Consider the following 16,752-nt stretch of genomic DNA (forward strand, 5'->3'; position numbering starts at 1 on the left):
AGGAGACGTCGGCGAACTGCCCGTAGGAATCGTGAACTGGCCCTGGCTGAGCACCCGGGAGGAGTTGAACGTCGCCTGCAGGCCCGAGGCGGAGTTCGCCGAGGTGAGGTACTCGGACCAGATCATGAACCAGGCCCACTGCGGCTGTGAGGCGAGCTGTGCGGCCGTCGGCACCGTGCCGACCTCGGCAAGCGAAATGGGCTTGCCGTGTGCGACGTTGAGCATGGCGTTGTACCAGTCGCCACCCGGCCAGGAGTGCACCCACGGGTCGAGGCTGGCGACGTCCACGGAGGAGTCACCGGGGTAGAAGCCCGAGACGCCTCCGGAGCCGCCGTTCTGGTCGGTGTCCTTGATGTTCCACACCCAGACGATGTTGGTCAGGCCCTTGGAGACCAGGTAGTCGTGGGTGATCTGGAACAGCTTGGCACTGCCGTTGGCGCCGGAGCGGCCGCCCCACCACGCCCAGCTCTCGTTCATCTCGTGCAGCGGCCGGAACAGCACAGGTATCCCTGCGTCCTTGAGCTGCTGGAAGTACGGCACGGCGGTGTCGAGCTTGGCCTTGTACGCGTTGTTGAGCGAGGTGCCGTTCGTGATCAACTGACTCCAGTCGGAGTCCGACAGGCTGGCGCCGTTGATGCCGCCGTCGAATGCGCAGGTCGCCACGTCAGGCCGGCACATGTGCCACGTCAGGGAGACCAGCGACCCGTTGGCCCACTCGGTCTTGGCCTGGTTGATCAGGGTCTGGCGGTTGGCCACGTCCGAGGCGGTGAAGCCGAGTTCGCCGCCCCACAGGCCCGGCCACTTGCCGGTGATCGAGTGCGCCTGCGCGGTGTACTGCGAGGGGTTGCTCAGCGGCTCCTTGTTGTGGACGCCACTGATCACGTGATTGCCGCTGATCTGATGCAGATAGTCGATGACGGCGGCCGGCGTCGAGGCGCCGGTCGCTGACGCCGGGGACGGCGACGTGGCCAGCCAGGCCGCAGCGGCCAGTGGCAGCGCGGCCAGCAGAGCGGTCGTTCTACGGGTGAAGATCTTCGGTCTCAATGGGGAGCCCTCTCATGCGTGCGGTGGGGGTGAAACGCTGCATGCGCGGCCTGCTCGAATCCGCAACATCCCGCGGCTGCGCGTCACTGTCACGCTCTATCCATGTCGGGATCGACGCCTGGAAGTTAGAACGCGTACATGACAGTGTCAATGGATTGGACAGCCCGGAAGTAAAACGTGCTAGTGACGCGGGGCGATTCCGCTTGCCCTGGGGTCGGCCGCGATCGGACCGGCTCCGATCAGGCCGGCCCCGATGAGTCCGGCGTCGGCCCGTAGCGCCGCGCGCTCGATGCGGACCCCTGCTGCGAACGGCAGCGTCGCGTAGGACGCGAGGTGGCGGCGCAGGGGCGGGAAGAGTACGTCGTGGGCCTCGGCGACGCCGCCGCCGATGACGGCCACCTCGATCTCCACCAGAGTGGCCACCGCGGCGACGGCGGCTGCCAGAGCGCGGGCGGAGGTGTCGAAAGCGGCAAGGGCGACGGTGTCGCCCGCGCGGGCGTCTGCCGCGAGCGCCGCGCCGTCGGCGGTTCCGGAGGGCCGCCAACCGGCCTGCAGGGCCCGGCGTGTGAGGGAGGTGCCGCTGGCGAGCTGCTCGACACAGCCCCGGGACCCGCACGCGCACGGATCTCCCAGCAGGTCGACGGTGATGTGGCCGAGGTGGCCGGCGTTGCCGGTGGGGCCGTTGCGTACCACGCCGTCCATGACCAGTCCGGCACCCACTCCCGTCGACACCACCATGCACAGCGCGTCCCGGCAGCCGCGCGCGGCGCCTTTCCGGTGCTCCGCGGCCGTCATGGCGACCGCGTCCCCGCACAGCGTCACGGGCAGCCCGGCCACGGGCGGCAGCTCCATGACCCGCTCGACGAGCGGGAATTCGCGCCATCCGGGAATGTTGACGGGGCTGACCGTGCCCCGGGCGATGTCGACCGGGCCCGCGCTGGCGATGCCGAGCGAGGTCACCCGGGCCCACTGCGGCAGCGCCGCCAGCTCGGCCAGCACCGCCCGTACGGCCAGGAACACCTCCTGGGGGCCGCCTGCGGGAGGGGTGCCCTGTTGGGAGCGGTGCAGGACGTTTCCCTGCCCGTCGAGAACCGCGCCGGCGATTTTGGTACCGCCGACGTCGAGGGCGGCCAGAAGCTGGTCGCCGGTGTGCGCGGGAGGCAGGGACAACGCCTCGGGGGATCGAGTGACCATGACTGTTTTCCGTCCGGACGGTGATGGGCGGCGCGATGAGTGTGCAGACTGGTACAGCGTTTTACGATCGGTCAGACCCAGCCCGAGAGGGCGGACATGAACCCGGGGAAGTCGTCACGGTGGATCGAGTGGCCCGCGCCGGGTACGGTCCGCAGCTCGAACCCGCGGGCGCGCAGCAGTTCCTGGCCGCCGGGCGCAATACGCTCGCTGGGGTCGGCGAGGAGCACCAGGGAAGGACCGGCCGCCGATGCGGGAAGGCCGGGCGGGGGGTCCAGGACTGTCAGCGTGTCGGGATCCCACAACGCCAGGCACGCCAACTCGTCGTCCACGGCCGCCGGTTCCCACCGCGGGTTGGCCGTGCGGATCTCGTCGCGGGTCGCGTGCTTGTAGGCGCGGGCCGGTGCGAGGTCGTGCGGCTCGCTGCGCCAGGCGGGGTCGCTGTAAACAGCACGGTCAACTGCCAGGCCACGGTCGACGGCCCGTTCCAGCACCAGGGCGCCCAGGGAGTGTCCGATCGCCACCTCGGCCCTGGACGGGCAGGCGGCTGCCACCGCGCGCGCCATGTCGTCCAGACCGTAGAGCCTGGCGCCGTCTTGGCCGCTGCTGCGGGGACTGCCGCCGTGCCCGGGCAGGTCGACACCGACGACCTGGTAACCGCGGTCGGCGAGCGCCGGTCCGACCCGGCGCCAGGTGCGGTGATCAGCCATCATGCCGTGGATCAGCAGCGCCACGCGGTTGCCGGTGCCCCATGTGTGCGTCGTCAGCCGCATCGTCGTCTCCCGTGGTGAGGGGAAGCAGGCCGGCCGAGCGCCGCCCATCTTTCCTCGAACGTTTTATAGACGTACTGCGGGTGTGGCGTCTACCTTGAACGGCGGATCCGTCAGGCGGCGGCCAAGGGCCGGCGGCGGGCGCCGACCACGCTGCGCGGTGACGGCCCGCAGTGTGCTGAACGGAGAACAACTCCCGCGTTCCGTCGAGGAGATGATCACGTGTTCCGAGCTTGTCTTCGCCTGCCCTCCCCGCGTCTGGTGGGCGCTGTCCTCTCGGTGGTGGCGGTGCTTGTCGCAACGAGCGCGGCGAGCGCGGCTGCGCCGCCGGGCCGTACGCCCGCCGATTCCGCCCGGGCTCCCGCAGCGACGGCGCACAGCTCACCGGTCGTCCGGGTTCAGCAGGGTGTTCTGCGCGGCGAAGCGGCCACACCCCGGGTGGACTTCTTCGGCCATGTCCCGTACGCCGCGGCGCCGATCGGTGCCCTGCGCTGGCGGGCGCCGCAACCCGCGCAGGCGTGGCACGGCGTCCGTGACGCTGCGGAGCCGAGCCCGGTCTGCCCGCAGGCCGAGAACAGCAACGGGCCCCGGTCGGAGACCGAGGACTGCCTCTACCTGGACGTGTGGCGTCCGGACACCCCGGCGGCCCGGGCCGGTCACGCGCCCGTCCTGTACTGGATCTTCGGTGGCGGTGGCATCAACGGCTCGGGCAGCCAGTACCAGGCGGCCGACCTGGCCGCCGAGACCGGCAGCGTCGTGGTGACGGTCAATCACCGGCTGGGCTGGCTGGGGTTTTTGGCACTGCCCGCGCTCGGCCGCGAGGCACCGGACGGCATGTCGGGCCAGTACGGGCTCATGGACCAGGTCGCAGGGCTGCGCTGGCTGCGCGCCAACGCCCGAGCGTTCGGCGGCGATCCGGCCAAGGTGACGGTGGCCGGACAGTCGGCTGGCGGGCGCGCCGTGTGCCGGTTGCTGGCCGTGCCGTCGGCCAGGGGCCTGTTCGCCCGGGCGATCATCGAGAGCGGCGCGTGCGACGCCGGGCCGCTGGGCGCGGCACAGGAGTCGGGGACCGCCTTCGCCGCTTCGGTCGGCTGCGACGACGCCGCGACGGCCGCGCGATGCCTGCGTGGCAAGAGCGTCGGCACACTGCTCGACCGGCCCGGCTCGCCCGGCACTCCCACGATCGGCGGGACGCTCCTGCCGCGCGACCCACGACAGGCGATCGCCGCAGGCGACTTCACGCATGTGCCCGTCCTGGTCGGCAACACCCATGACGAGAACCGCCCTTACCCGGGCATCGCCCAGCCCGCCACCGAGGACACCCTGACCGCCTGGGTGCGGCGCTCGTACCCGGAGCAGGCCGACGAGATCCTGGCTTTGTACTCCGGCATGGACCCGGCCGACGCGGCGGGGGCCATCGCCTCCGACCCGGACCGGGTGTGCCGGACGTGGACGATCGAGAACGCACTCGCGCCACAGACCCGTACCTACGCCTACGAGTTCGCGGACTTCACCGCGCCGGCCGAGGACGTCACCCCGGGCTTCGCCTGGGGCGCCTACCACACCACCGAGCTGGAATACCTGTTCGCCTTCACCCGCAGCGACGGCTCGCGGAAGTTCCTGACCGGGCTGAACCCGGCGCAGGAGCGGCTGGCCCGGGCCATGCGCGCCCAGTGGGGCGCGTTCATCACGACCGGCCGGCCGGACCCCCGGCAGGGCCCGTGGCCGGCCTACCGCCCGGGGCACCCCGAAGCCCTGCAGTTCCGCCTGCCGCGGTCCGGGCTGACGGCCGGTTACGCCGCCGACCATCACTGCGACTTCTGGGACGCGCACGGCCTGATCCACCTCCAGTGAGGCGCGGGAACGTGCGCGTGAGCCTGCCGTAAAACGGTTGAGTAAACCGCAGGCGTCCGAGGCCGATTTCGGGCGCCTGCACGCGCGCGTCGGCGAGGGGCCGGGCCGCTCTCAAGGCTCCCGACAGGACCCCAGCCCTCAAGGGACACGGGCGACATCGTTTACGATGAGACAATTGCACGTCCGCGGACCGGCGGGGGCTAACCTGAGCTGTCCTCGCACTGGTGCGCTTTACCGCCTGCCACTGCTGAGCCTGGTGCGCGATCGACAACGGGAAGGCGGGATCCCCAGTGACTCAGACAGCAGCCACCGGCAGCGGGCGCAAGGTCACGATCAAGGATGTCGCCCGGCTGGCCGGGGTCTCGCCCTCCGCCGTGACCATCGCGGTGCACGACAAGCCCGGCGTCTCCTCCAAGACCAAGGAGCGGATTCTCCAGGCGGCCCGCGAACTGGGATGGAGCCCGAACCAGGCGGCACAGTCCCTGTCGGGGCGGGCGCTGCACACCGTGGGGCTGGCCATCGCGCGGCCGGCCCGGATGCTCGGCCTCGAACCGTTCTACATGGAGTTCATCTCCGGGATCGAAAGCGTGCTGGGCCGGCACTCCTGCTCTCTGCTGCTGCGTCTCGTGGAACCCGAGGCAGAGGTCGAAGTACACCGGGAGTGGTGGCAGGGCAACCGGGTCAACGGGAGCATCCTGGTCGACCTGCGGGTCGACGACCCGCGCATCCCGGCGCTGTCCTCGATCGGACTGCCGGCCGTTGTGGTCGGCCACCCGTCACTCGCCGGACCGTTCACCTCGGTATGGACCGACGACGCCGCCGCCGTCGTGGAGGCCGTACGGTATCTGGCCGCGCTCGGACACCGCCGGATCGCCCGGGTGAGCGGACCGGCCGAACTGGGCCACAGCGCCATCCGGACCACCGCCTTCACCGACATCGCCCGTGAACTGGGCCTCCAGGCCCGGACCGTGGTCGCCGACTTCTCCGCCGACCAAGGCAGCAAGGCCTGCCGCACACTGCTGCTGTCGGCCGAGCGGCCCACGGCGATCGTCTTCGACAACGACCTGATGGCGGTCACGGCCCTCGGAGTCGCCAGTGAGTTCGGACTCTCCGTCCCGGCCGACCTGTCCCTCCTCGCCTGGGACGACTCCCAGCTCTGCCAGCTCACGCGCCCCACGCTGTCGGCCATGCAGCACGACGTCTTCTCCTTCGGCGCCGACGTCACCGAAACGCTCTTCGACGTGATGATGCACCGGGAGCTGACCTCCCACGCGGCACAAGTCCCCAGCCTCGTCCCCCGCGGCTCCACCGCACCACCGCCCCGAACCACGACGCCCAACTGAAAACCGCCCAGGGCGCGTTGCTCGTGAAGCCCAGGGTTGCACCAGCAGCATGCGGCCGATCTGGTCGGTGATGGCGGCGGAGGCGCGGAGCCGGGGCCGGTTCCGGGGGCGTGCGGAACCGGCCCTGGACGCGCTTCGGCTGTCAGTCCTTGACGGTGAATCCCGCCCGCAGCAGCGACTCGTCGCGGGACGAAGGGCCGACCAGCAGCTCGAAGGCGCCCGGCTCCACGACGCGTTCGCCCTCCGCGTCCACGAGCGTGCACGCGGCGACCGGCAGGTCGATCAGGACCTCGCGTGACTCACCCGGTGCCAGTGCCACCTGCTGGTACGCCTTCAGCTCCTTCTCCGCCCAGGTCACCGAGGTGACCGTGTCGCTGATGTACGCCTGCACGGTCTCCAGGGCGGGGCGTGTGCCCGTGTTGGAGACGGTGAGCCGGGCGTGGACCGAGTCGTCCGCCGTCAGCTCCGTGGTGCGGATCTCCAGGTCCGCGTACTCGACGGTCGTGTAGCTCAGGCCCTCGCCGAAGACGAAGGCCGGGCGCTGCGTCAGGTCCGCGTAGCGGGTGCCGTGCTGGCCGCGTACCTGGTTGTAGTACGTCGGCTGCTGGCCGGCGTGCCGGGCGAAGGAGATCGGCAGCCGGCCGGTCGGCTCGACGAGGCCGAGGACCAGCTCCGCGACCGCCTGTCCGCCGAGCATGCCGGGGTTGAAGGCGTGCACGATCGCCGCCGCTTCGCGGGCGGACGGCGGCAGGACGAGCGGCTTGGAGCTGATGACCACGACCACCAGCGGCTTGCCGGTCGCGGCGAGCGCGTCGAGGAGGGCGACCTGGCCCCCGACCAGGTCCAGGGTCGCCGTCGACCTGCCCTCACCGACCAGTTCGATACGGTCGCCCACGACGGCGACGACATAGTCGGCGGCCTCAGCCTGTGCCACGGCTTCGGCGATCAGCGTCCCGGACGGATCCGCGGGGACGACGACCTTGGGGCGGGGCTGCCCGTCGGGGAAGAACGCGCCCTCCGGGTCGGCGTCGACGGTGAGGATGTCGGCGCCGCGCGCGTGCGTCACGCTCCAGCCCTCGGGGACATGCGCCCGGAACCCTTCGAGCACGGTCGTGATCATCGCGCGCGGCTGGCCGTCGGGGAGCCAGTCGGCCTGGCCGGACGAGCCGGCCCAGTCGCCGAGCTGGGTCTGGGCGTCGTCGGCGTTGGGGCCGACGACGGCGACGGTGCGCGGCGCGGTATCCGTCCCCGCGACGGCCTGGCCGTCGGCGCCCGCCGTGAACCCGCCCGCCAGCGGCAGGGTGCCGTCGTTGGTGAGCAGGACGAGCGAGCGACGCGCCGTCTCCAGGTTCAGCGCGGCATGGGCCGCGCTGCCGATCACCTCGGCCTGCCGGGCCCGGTCGGGCCTGCGCGGGTCCTCGAACAGCCCGAGTTCGAACTTGAGCGTGAGTATGCGGCGTACCGCCTGGTCGATCTCCGCCTCGTCGAGCTTGCCCTGCTCGACGGCCTCCCGCGCCCCGTCGAAGAACTTCGGCGTCGTCATCACCATGTCGTTGCCCGCGCGGACCGTCGCCGCTGCGGCCTGCGCGTAGTCGGCGTGGATGCGCTGCTCCCACACCATGCGGCCCACGTTGTCCCAGTCGGTGATGAGCGTGCCCGTGTAACCCCACTCACCGCGCAGCACGTCGTTGAGCAGCCAGTTGTTGACCGTGATCGGCACGCCGTCCATGGACTGGTAGCCGAGCATGAACGTACGGCACCCTTCGCGGGCCACCCGCTCGAAGGGCGGCAGGAACCAGGAGCGCAGCTTGCGCCGCGAGATGTCGGCCTCGCTGGCGTCCCGGCCGCCCTGGGTCTCGGAGTATCCGGCGAAGTGCTTGGCGCAGGCGAGGATCGCCGTCGGGTCGGAGAGCCCTTCGCCCTGGTAGCCGCGGACCATGGCGGAGGCCAACTCGCCGATGAGGTGCGGGTCTTCGCCGAAGGTCTCGCTGATCCGGCCCCAGCGCAGGTCCCGTGCGATGCACAGCACGGGCGAGAACGTCCAGTGCACACCCGTCGCTGCGGCCTCCACCGCCGTCGCTCTGCCGACCTGCTCGACCAGGGCCGCGTCCCAGGTCGCGGCCAGCCCGAGCTGGGTGGGGTAGATCGTGGCGCCCTCCCAGAAGGAGTGGCCGTGGATGCAGTCCTCGGCCACCAGCAGCGGGATGCGCAGCCGGGACTGCTCGGTGAGTCCGGCCGCCTCGACGACGCGCTCGGGGGAGGCATGGACGAGGGAGCCCACATGCATGTCCGAGACGACGTGCACGCCCTCCTTGGCGTTCAACTGCAGCATCTGGCCGATCTTCTCGGGCAGCGTCATACGGCCGACAAGGTCGTCGACCCGCTCGGCGACGGGCAGAGCGGGGTCGAGGTAGAGCGGAGAGGAGGGCACAGGAATTTCCCTTCACGGCGTCTTGATGTGAGGAGTGGGGGACGGACCACGGACTCGCGGGCCGAGCGGTGTCGCACGAGCCCTGCACCCGCGCGTCGTTGCGCGGTACGAGTCCTGGGGCCTGTCGTTCGGACAGGAGCTAGCCGACGGCGTGCCGCGAGCGGCTGAGCGCGGCGATACCGACGGTCGCCACGATGCCGTACAGGGCGGGCGCGAGGAACACGTGGGGCAGACCGAGCACCGCGACGCCGAGGCTGCCGGTCAGCCCGCCGAGGGCGCTGGCGACGGCGGTCGAGCTCATGAAGACGGCCGAGGCGGTCGCGACGGCCTCGGGCAGCAGGCGTTGGGCGACGATGATGCCGAGGCCGGCGAAGACCCCCCACACTCCGCCCATGAGGATCTGCCCGGCGAACATGCCGGCCGCGCCGCCGGTCAGGGCGAAGCAGAGGTTGGCGCCCACGCCGAAAGCCGCGCCGAAGATCATCAGGCGCATCATGCCGATCCTGCGGGCGACGATCACGGCCACCGGCATCAGGATCAGCTCGATCAGCGGCTGGATGCCGATCACCGCGCCGCTGACGGCCGTCGGCAGACGCAGGTCGTTGTGCATATAGATCGTCAGATAGCCGTACTTGATCGGCTCGCCCGCGTAGACGAGCACGTAGAGCCCGGTGAACGCGAGCAGCGGCAGCATGGCCCGCGTCGCGACGCGCTGTCCCGGGCGTACGACGGGTGTCTCCGTCGGCACCTCGGAGGTGGCCGCGGTCGGCTCGGGGGCGGCTGCCGTCGGTGAGCCGGCGGGTGATCCTGCCGGTGCGCCGGATGGTGCCGGGCGGGTGCGTGCGAAGCCCATGGGGACGATCTGCGCGAGGGTGCACACCCCGGTCGCCACCAGCATCGCGCGCGGTCCGGCGGCGGTGGCCAGCAGCGAGCCCGCGACGGGTCCGACGATCCATCCGGCGGTCAGCGCCATCCGCACGATCGAGACGATCCCGTCGCCGACCGGACTGGCGGTGGCCCGCAGATCGTCGTGGACCGCGGCGAACAGCTGCGACCCGGCGGCGCCGGCGAAGGCCAGCACCACGGCACTGATCACGAACGGCATCCACACCTGGTTCGACAGGGCCATGGCGGACCAGCCGATGAATCCCGCCAGGGCGCACAGCCGGAACAGGCCGAGCCGTTTGCCCGTACGGTCCGAGCGGGCCCCGATGAGATATCCGGCGGCCGGGGCCGTGATGCTCGTGAGGTAGTACAGGCCGGCCGTGGTCAGCGAGACATGCAGATCGTCGACGAGGAACAGGGTGATCTGCGGCGCTGCGGCCGAGGCGCCGAGACCGGACAGGAACAACGCGACGGTCGCGCCCCGGTAGAGCGGCGAACGCCACACCGACCGCATCGCGGAGGGCGCGACCGCGACGCCGTCGGCAGCGGCGAGTATTCGTGACAAGGCAGGCCCCCGGGGAGATCAAGCTCAGAGGCATCACACCGTATCTTCGAACAAACAGAACATCAACGGTGTTCGTTACCTTGCCTTTTGATCAGTCTCTGTGTGCAATTTGAATGCACGACTCTCGGCCTTGAGACGGTTCTCGGTCTTCCGGCGGGTCTCGGTCTTCCGGCGGGGTCAGCCTGCCGCGCCGTCCAGCAGCCGGCTGTAGCGCAGCCGCAGCGCCCGTTCCGTGCTCGCCAGCACGCTGGCGACCACGACAGCGCCGTTGAGCCAGGCCGGCAGTCGGACGGGCGAGGTGAACGTGCCGATGCGCCGGGCGACGGCGGGCACCTCGGTGAGTGGTTCGGCGACCTGCGGGACGAGCAGGAGCAGAGCGACGAGGAGGACCGCCGCCGAGAGGAAGCCGATACAGCGGCTCAGTGCGGGATACGCGCGGTCGAGGTGCGCGCGGCGTCCTTCGGCGGAGTGAGGATCCGGGACGAGTTGGTGTTCGACTCCATCGGCGGTGACGTAGTGGCAGCGCTTCAGTCCGAAGGTGCTCATCCTCACCTCGATGACGCCGTCCTGGACGGGGAAAGCGGCAGGGACCTTGGAGTGGGCGTGATGCCTGCCGTGCAGGTACAGGTCGGCCTTGTACTCGCCCGTCCCCTGGTCGCCCCACCGCTTGGCGTCGACGGCGTAGACCGTCCGTCGGCCGTCGTCGTGCGGCAGCTCCAGATAGAACAGTACGCGGCTGAGCGACTGCCACCAGCGGAAGCGCTTCAGCTCCCGCCCGTCCCCGGGCTTGACCCGTTTCGCGGTCCGCTCACGCCGCCATTCCTTCAACATCGCCTTCACTTCCGCTACTTGTCGGACATTGTCTTCGTTGCCGCTACGTGCCCGGCGCCGCCGGGCAGGCGAGATCCCGCGTCGGGCGCTGTCCCGTCGTCAGGAATGTGGTCACCGCGTCGTTGGCACACGTGCTGTGGCCGAACGGATAGACGCCGTGTCCGCTCTGGTCGGCCGTCACCATCGTGGCCCGCTTCCCGAATGCCCGCCGCAGCTCCTGGGCGCCGACCAACGGTGTGCCCGGGTCGCGTTCGTTCTGCACCATGAGCACGTTCGACGGGCCCCGGTCACCGATGCGCACCGGCCGTTCGACCCGCTTGTCCGGCCAGAACGCGCACGGACCGATGTTGGCCGAAGACCCGCCCAGCATCGGGTACTTCACCCGGTCGACCGCGACATCGCGCTGATACTCCCGGACCGTCCCCGGCCAGCGTGAATCACCGCAAATGACCGCCAGGCGTGCGGACATGAAGTTTTCCATGTTCGGCGGCGCCGGGTCGGGCGGCAGCGGCCGGTCCGTGTCGAGTGCCTGCCAGGTCCTGGCCAGCGTGGGCATGAGCACGTCGCTGTAGAGACTGTCGAATGTGATGCCGCGGAACAGCGTCCCGTCGATGCCCCGGACGGGCTTCGCCTCCAGCCGCTTCGCGAGATCGAAGAACTTCGCCGTCACCTGTGCCGGTGTGTTGCCCAGACCGTACTCGGGGTGCGCGGCGGTGAACGCCGCGAATTGCGGGAACACTTCCTCCATGCCCCGGGCGAACCTCCGCATGGCCGTGACGTCGTAACCGCCGGGGCCCAGGTTGCTGTCGAGCACGATCCGGTCGCCGCGCCGGGGGAACGCCGTCGTGTACACCGCGCCCAGGTACGTGCCGTAGGAGGCGCCCAGGTACGAGATCTTCGGCTCGCCCAGCGCCGCCCGGATCCGGTCCATGTCGCGCGCGGTGTTCGCCGTGGTGATGTACGGCAGCATCCACCCCGTCCGCGAGCTGGCGCACTGCTCGGCGACGGCCCGCGCGTTCCCCGCCTCCCGTGCGACGTCGGCCGCGGTGTGCGCGTACGGCGGGAAGTTGCGGCGTGCCTGCTGCTCCGGGGTCAGATCGCAGGTCACCCGCGTGCTGTGGTCCACGCCGCGCGGGTCGAAGCCGATCATGTCGTACGAGTCCCGCACCTGCTGCGGCAGCCCGGAGGCGGCGAGAACGGCCGGGTAGCTGAGCCCGCCGGCGCCGGGGCCGCCCGGGTTGGTCAGCAGTACACCGCGGCGCTTCGAGGGGTGCTCGCTCGGCAGCCGGGAGATCGCGATCGTGATCTGCCGGCCGTCCGGACGGCGGTAGTCCAGCGGGACGTCGAGCGTCGAACACTCCAGGCGTGGTGCGGCGGCCCCTTCCGGGCACGCGCCCCACCGGACGGCGCTGGGGGTCGCCGCCGCCGACACCCCCGGCACCGCGGTCGCCGCCGCCACAGCGGTGGCGACGAGGGCGAGGGACAAGGCTCTCTGCATCTGGGTTTCCTCCGGGCGCGGTTGCCGTGGTCGGACGCGGGCGCCGACGGCGTCGGTGGGGGACGGCCTGGTGAAAAAGTCTGTCCGTCCGGCGCCGCGGTCACATCGGCCCGGCGGCTCGAAGCACCCCCGCCGAAAGTCGAGGAGACGGTCCGACTTTCGGCGGGGTCGCAGCAGCCTCCGGTAGCGCATCGCTCGTACCGTCCGCCGCGATAATGGACGGATGGAAACGGACGTCGCACCACGGCTCGGGGTGTGGCAGCAGACCTGGCGGCTGGCGGCCGCGGCGGCGATCGGCGTACCCCTGTGGCTCTACACCGGAGTGCTGCTGCCCCGCGGGCACGCGACCGACGCGGGGTCCTGGTTCATCACCGGTGATCCGCTGCTCGCCGCCGCGTGTCTGACGGCGCTGGTGTGGCGGCGGCGGTTCCCGCTCACCGTCGCCTTCACGGTCGCCGTCGCCTCGACGGCCTCGGCGCTCGCCACCGGTGCCGGGCTGCTGGCGATGTGCTCGATCGGCACGCGCCGCCGGCCCGTGGAGATCGCGGTCGTCGTGGCGGGCTATGTGGGCGCGTCGCAGTTCACCGCCCGGCTCTATGCCATCGAGACCCCGCCCTGGTCGATCTGGCTCCAGCTCGCCCTCACGACGCTGAGCGCGGGCGTCGCGGTGGCCATGGGCGTCGCCATCGGCGCTCGCCGCGTCGAAGTGGGCTTCCTGCGGGACCGGGCGGAGAGCGCGGAGCGGGAGCAGACCGCGCGGGCGGCGCAGGCGCGGGCCCTGGAACGCAACCGGATCGCCCGCGAGATGCACGACGTGCTGGCGCACCGGATCTCCCTGGTCGCCATGCAGGCCGGCGTGCTGGACCACCGCGGCGACCTGACGGCCGAGGAGAACCGCGTGCTGATCCGTGGCATCGCCGACGGCTCCCACCAGGCGCTGGAAGAGCTACGGGACGTCCTCGGCGTGCTCAGGGCCGACCCCGGCCACCCGGAACCACCGCAGCCCTCCCTCGACCGGATCCCGGAACTGGTCGCCGAGGCCCGCGCGTCCGGGCTGGACGTCACGCTCACCACCACCGTGACGGGGAAACCGCCCGATGCCGTGGGACGGACCTGCTACCGGATCGTCCAGGAAGGACTGACCAACGCCGCCAAACACGCCCCGGGGGCAGCCGTACAGATCGTCGTCGACGGGACCGCCGGCGACGAACTGCACGTCAGCGTGCACAACTCGGCCGCCACCACGACCGTTGCCCAGGCGCCCGCCTCAGGATTCGGGCTGCTCGGTCTGACCGAACGCGTCACGCTCGCCGGCGGAGAACTCAGCCACCACCGCACACCGGACAAGGGGTACGTGCTCGCCGCGCGACTACCCTGGCCGAACCCCACGCACGAAAAGAGAGCATGAGTGGACAGCGAGCGGAAGCTGGTGCGAGTCGTCATCGTCGACGACGACCAGTTGGTGCGGATGGCGCTGCGACTCGTCATCGGCGGTGAACCGGACCTGACCGTCGTCGCCGAGGCGGCCGACGGGGACGCCGCGATCAGCGTGGTGGCGGAGCAGCGGCCGGACGTCGTGCTGATGGACGTACGGATGCCGCGCCGCGACGGGCTCAGCGCGACCCAGGAACTCCTCGCCCGGCCGGCGCCGCCCCGGGTGCTCATGCTCACCACGTTCGACTCCGACGATCTCGTGCTCGGCGCGCTGCGCGCCGGAGCGCTCGGGTTCGTGCTCAAGGACACCCCGCCGGCGCAGATCATCGAGGCGGTCCGGACGGTCGCGAGGGGGAACCCCGTACTCTCCCCGGCGGCCACGGCGCGCGTGATCGCCGCGGCCACCGGGCCGCAGTCGTCCGAGGCACGCCGGTCGTCGCGCGAGGCCGCGCGGACACGGCTGTCCACACTGACCGAACGGGAACGCGACACCGCGGGGGCCATCGCCGACGGGCTGGGCAACGCGGCGATCGCCGTGCGGCTGCGTATCAGCGTCGCCACCGTCAAGGCGCACACCAGCAGCCTGTTCACCAAGCTGTCGGTCGACAACCGGGTGCAGATCGCGCTGCTGGTCCGCGACGCTGAGGACTGACCGATGTCCTGCCGCTCCTACGCCTCGTCCCCCAGGGCGGTCGGCGGGGCGGTCGGCGGGGCGAGCAGGAGGGGCAGATAGACGTCGTCGACGATCTCGGTGATGACACTCTCCGGGATCGGGGCCCCGTACAGCAGGTAGTGGTTACGGAGCAGGTCGACCGCCACCCCGGCCCGCCGGGACGCGGGCACCCACGAAGCGAGTTCGCCGCGTCTGACGGCGCGCCACAGGACGCCCTGGATCGGCCCCGGCCCCGCAGTGTGCACCCGTTCGCGCACCAGCCGGGCGAATTCGGGGTCGTGCATGATCTCGGTGAGCAGCCCGCGGAGTAGGTCGCCGTGCGAGGTGGCCAACTTGGCGGAGAGTTGCCGTAGCGCCGCGAGGACATCGGTGCGTAGTACACCGGTATCGGGAACATCGGCCTCGGAGAGCCGGTTGGCCGCGCAGGCGTCCACCACGAGTTCGGCGCGGCCGGGCCAGCGGCGGTACAGAGTGGCCTTGCCGGTACGGGCCCGCGCGGCCACGCGCTCCATCGTCAGTCTGGCGTAACCGACCTCGGCGAGTTCTTCGAGGACCGCCGTCAGGATGGCGTTCTCCAGTGCCTCGCCCCTGCGGCGAGGGTTTCTTCGATGGTCGCCGACCGGCAGGTCCAGCGCGTCCCCGTTGATTGAGGGCATGACTCCCAGCCATTTATCGATCACCCGTTGTGAACATCCGGTCACTCAGCCTAGCCTCCGATTAGAGAACTGACCGTTCTTTAAGCGTCGAGAACAGCGAGGGAACGATGACCGAGACCGTTGCGACGCCCCCATCAGGCGCCCCCGCCTTCCCCAGCGACCGCACCTGCCCGTACCACCTGCCCGACCAGTACAACGACCTCCGGAGCCAGGAGGGTTCGCTACAGCGGGTCACCCTCTACGACGGCCGGCAGGCCTGGCTGGTGACCGGGTACGACGCGGCGCGCAAGCTCCTGTCCGACCCACGGCTGTCGTCCGACCGCACGCATCTGGACTTCCCCGCGACCTCCGAGCGGGTGGTGAGCATCCGGGACCGCACCCAGGCCTTCATCAGCCTGGACCCGCCCGAGCACGGGCCGAAGCGGCGCATGACCATCAGCGACTTCACGGTCCGGCGGATCAAGGGCATGCGGGCCGACGTCGAACAGATCGTGCACGGCTTCCTGAACGAGATGATCGCCGCGGGACCGCCCGCCGACCTCGTCAGCAAGTTCGCGCTGCCCGTGCCGTCCCTGGTGATCTGCCGGCTGCTCGGCGTGCCCTACGCCGACCACGACTTCTTCCAGGACGCGAGCAGGCGGCTGATCCAGTCCACGGACGCGGCAGGGGCGAGCGGCGCCAGGGACGACCTGGAGAGCTACCTCAGCGGTCTGGTGGACACCCTGCGCGGCAAGCCGGGACCGGGTCTGCTGAGCACCCTGATCACCGAGCAGCTGGAGAAGGGCACGATCGACCGCGACGAGCTGGTGGCGACCGCGATCCTGCTGCTGGTTGCGGGGCACGAGACGACCGCGTCGATGACCTCGCTCAGCGTCGTCACGCTGCTCGAACACCCGGAGCAGTACGACGCGCTGCGCGCCGATCCGGCCCTCGTGCCGGGCGCCGTCGAGGAGCTGCTGCGCTACTTGGCGATCGCCGACATCGCCGGGGGACGTGTCGCGACGGCCGACATCGAGATCGACGGGGCGCACATCAAGGCGGGCGAGGGCGTCATCGTCACCAACTCCATCGCCAACAGGGACGGTTCTGTCTTCGCCGAGCCGGACACCTTCGACGTACGGCGCGACGCGCGCCACCACCTGTCGTTCGGCTACGGGGTGCACCAGTGCCTCGGCCAGAACCTGGCCAGGCTCGAACTCGAAGTCATCCTGGCCGCGTTGTTCGAGCGGCTGCCGAACCTGCGGCTGGCGGTGCCCGTCGACCGGCTGACACTGCGGCCCGGTACGACGATCCAGGGCGTGAACGAACTCCCGGTCACCTGGTGACCACGGCGAAAGGAGCAGCCATGCGTGTGACAGCCGACCGAGGGGTCTGCGTGGGAGCGGGCCTGTGCGCCATGACGGCGCCGGAGGTCTTCGACCAGGACGACGACGGTGTGGTGACGGTACTCGCCGCCGACCCCGGGGGCGACGACCTCGCCGCGGCACGTCAGGCGGGCATGCTCTGTCCGTCGGGCGCGGTGCGCGTCGCCGAGTAGCCGCGTAGCCGAGTAGGCCCTCGGGAGCGTCGGGGGCGTC

General features: G+C 70.9%; 14 protein-coding genes. 6 read left to right on the top strand and 8 right to left on the bottom strand.

Annotated elements, in window-relative coordinates:
* From HY68_RS26965 to HY68_RS26975, 3 genes are all read right to left on the bottom strand, one after another.
* A partial coding sequence (locus HY68_RS26965; RefSeq protein WP_052457189.1) for a glycosyl hydrolase occupies positions 1-1,044 on the bottom strand: 1,044 nt, incomplete at its 3' end.
* Between the two features lie 180 nt (positions 1,045-1,224).
* Positions 1,225-2,238 carry an ROK family protein gene (locus HY68_RS26970; RefSeq protein ID WP_041993475.1) on the bottom strand — a complete coding sequence of 338 codons (1,014 nt, stop codon included), beginning with the start codon at positions 2,236-2,238 and terminating at the stop codon, positions 1,225-1,227.
* A gap of 71 nt (positions 2,239-2,309) precedes the next feature.
* A complete protein-coding gene (locus HY68_RS26975) occupies positions 2,310-3,056 on the bottom strand; it encodes an alpha/beta fold hydrolase (protein ID WP_241778693.1) in 747 nt (248 codons plus the stop codon).
* Between the two features lie 171 nt (positions 3,057-3,227).
* Here HY68_RS26975 and HY68_RS26980 point away from each other — a divergent pair, with 171 nt between their 5' ends.
* Positions 3,228-4,859: a carboxylesterase family protein gene (locus tag HY68_RS26980; protein ID WP_198533348.1), complete on the top strand. Its 1,632-nt coding sequence runs from the start codon at positions 3,228-3,230 to the stop codon at positions 4,857-4,859.
* A 290-nt stretch (positions 4,860-5,149) separates the two neighbouring features.
* Positions 5,150-6,202, top strand: coding sequence for a LacI family DNA-binding transcriptional regulator (locus HY68_RS26985; RefSeq protein ID WP_041993480.1), 1,053 nt, complete (start codon positions 5,150-5,152; stop codon positions 6,200-6,202).
* A 142-nt stretch (positions 6,203-6,344) separates the two neighbouring features.
* Here HY68_RS26985 and HY68_RS26990 read toward each other — a convergent pair whose 3' ends face one another.
* The 4 genes from HY68_RS26990 to HY68_RS27005 all read right to left on the bottom strand — a co-directional run bounded on the left by HY68_RS26990 (position 6,345) and on the right by HY68_RS27005 (position 12,412).
* On the bottom strand, positions 6,345-8,633 hold the full coding sequence (locus HY68_RS26990) for a glycoside hydrolase family 3 N-terminal domain-containing protein (protein WP_041993483.1): 2,289 nt from the start codon (positions 8,631-8,633) through the stop codon (positions 6,345-6,347).
* 139 nt (positions 8,634-8,772) lie between these two features.
* A complete protein-coding gene (locus HY68_RS26995; protein WP_198533349.1) occupies positions 8,773-10,083 on the bottom strand; it encodes an MFS transporter in 1,311 nt (436 codons plus the stop codon).
* Positions 10,084-10,260: 177 nt separating this feature from the next.
* On the bottom strand, positions 10,261-10,914 hold the full coding sequence (locus HY68_RS27000) for a hypothetical protein (RefSeq protein ID WP_041997276.1): 654 nt from the start codon (positions 10,912-10,914) through the stop codon (positions 10,261-10,263).
* A 43-nt stretch (positions 10,915-10,957) separates the two neighbouring features.
* The gene (locus tag HY68_RS27005; protein ID WP_041993489.1) at positions 10,958-12,412 is read right to left on the bottom strand and encodes an alpha/beta hydrolase; all 1,455 of its coding nucleotides are present in this window, start codon (positions 12,410-12,412) and stop codon (positions 10,958-10,960) included.
* Positions 12,413-12,635: 223 nt separating this feature from the next.
* On the opposite strand from HY68_RS27005, the gene HY68_RS27010 reads away from it, so the two are divergent.
* Positions 12,636-13,820, top strand: coding sequence for a histidine kinase (locus HY68_RS27010; RefSeq protein WP_041993492.1), 1,185 nt, complete (start codon positions 12,636-12,638; stop codon positions 13,818-13,820).
* On the top strand, positions 13,821-14,498 hold the full coding sequence (locus HY68_RS27015; protein WP_041993493.1) for a response regulator transcription factor: 678 nt from the start codon (positions 13,821-13,823) through the stop codon (positions 14,496-14,498). It begins immediately after the preceding gene.
* Positions 14,499-14,515: 17 nt separating this feature from the next.
* On the opposite strand, the gene HY68_RS27020 is transcribed toward HY68_RS27015, so the two are convergent.
* Complete coding sequence (locus HY68_RS27020) at positions 14,516-15,175, bottom strand: TetR/AcrR family transcriptional regulator (protein WP_041993495.1); 660 nt, start codon at positions 15,173-15,175, stop codon at positions 14,516-14,518.
* Between the two features lie 107 nt (positions 15,176-15,282).
* Here HY68_RS27020 and HY68_RS27025 point away from each other — a divergent pair, with 107 nt between their 5' ends.
* Both HY68_RS27025 and HY68_RS27030 read left to right on the top strand, forming a co-directional pair.
* A complete protein-coding gene (locus HY68_RS27025; RefSeq protein ID WP_041993499.1) occupies positions 15,283-16,500 on the top strand; it encodes a cytochrome P450 in 1,218 nt (405 codons plus the stop codon).
* Between the two features lie 20 nt (positions 16,501-16,520).
* Entirely contained in the window at positions 16,521-16,712 is a 192-nt protein-coding gene (locus HY68_RS27030; RefSeq protein WP_041993502.1) for a (4Fe-4S)-binding protein, read from the top strand.
* The last annotated feature ends 40 nt before the right edge of the window (positions 16,713-16,752 follow it).

Source organism: Streptomyces sp. AcH 505, from assembly GCF_000818175.1.
Taxonomy (GTDB): domain Bacteria; phylum Actinomycetota; class Actinomycetes; order Streptomycetales; family Streptomycetaceae; genus Streptomyces.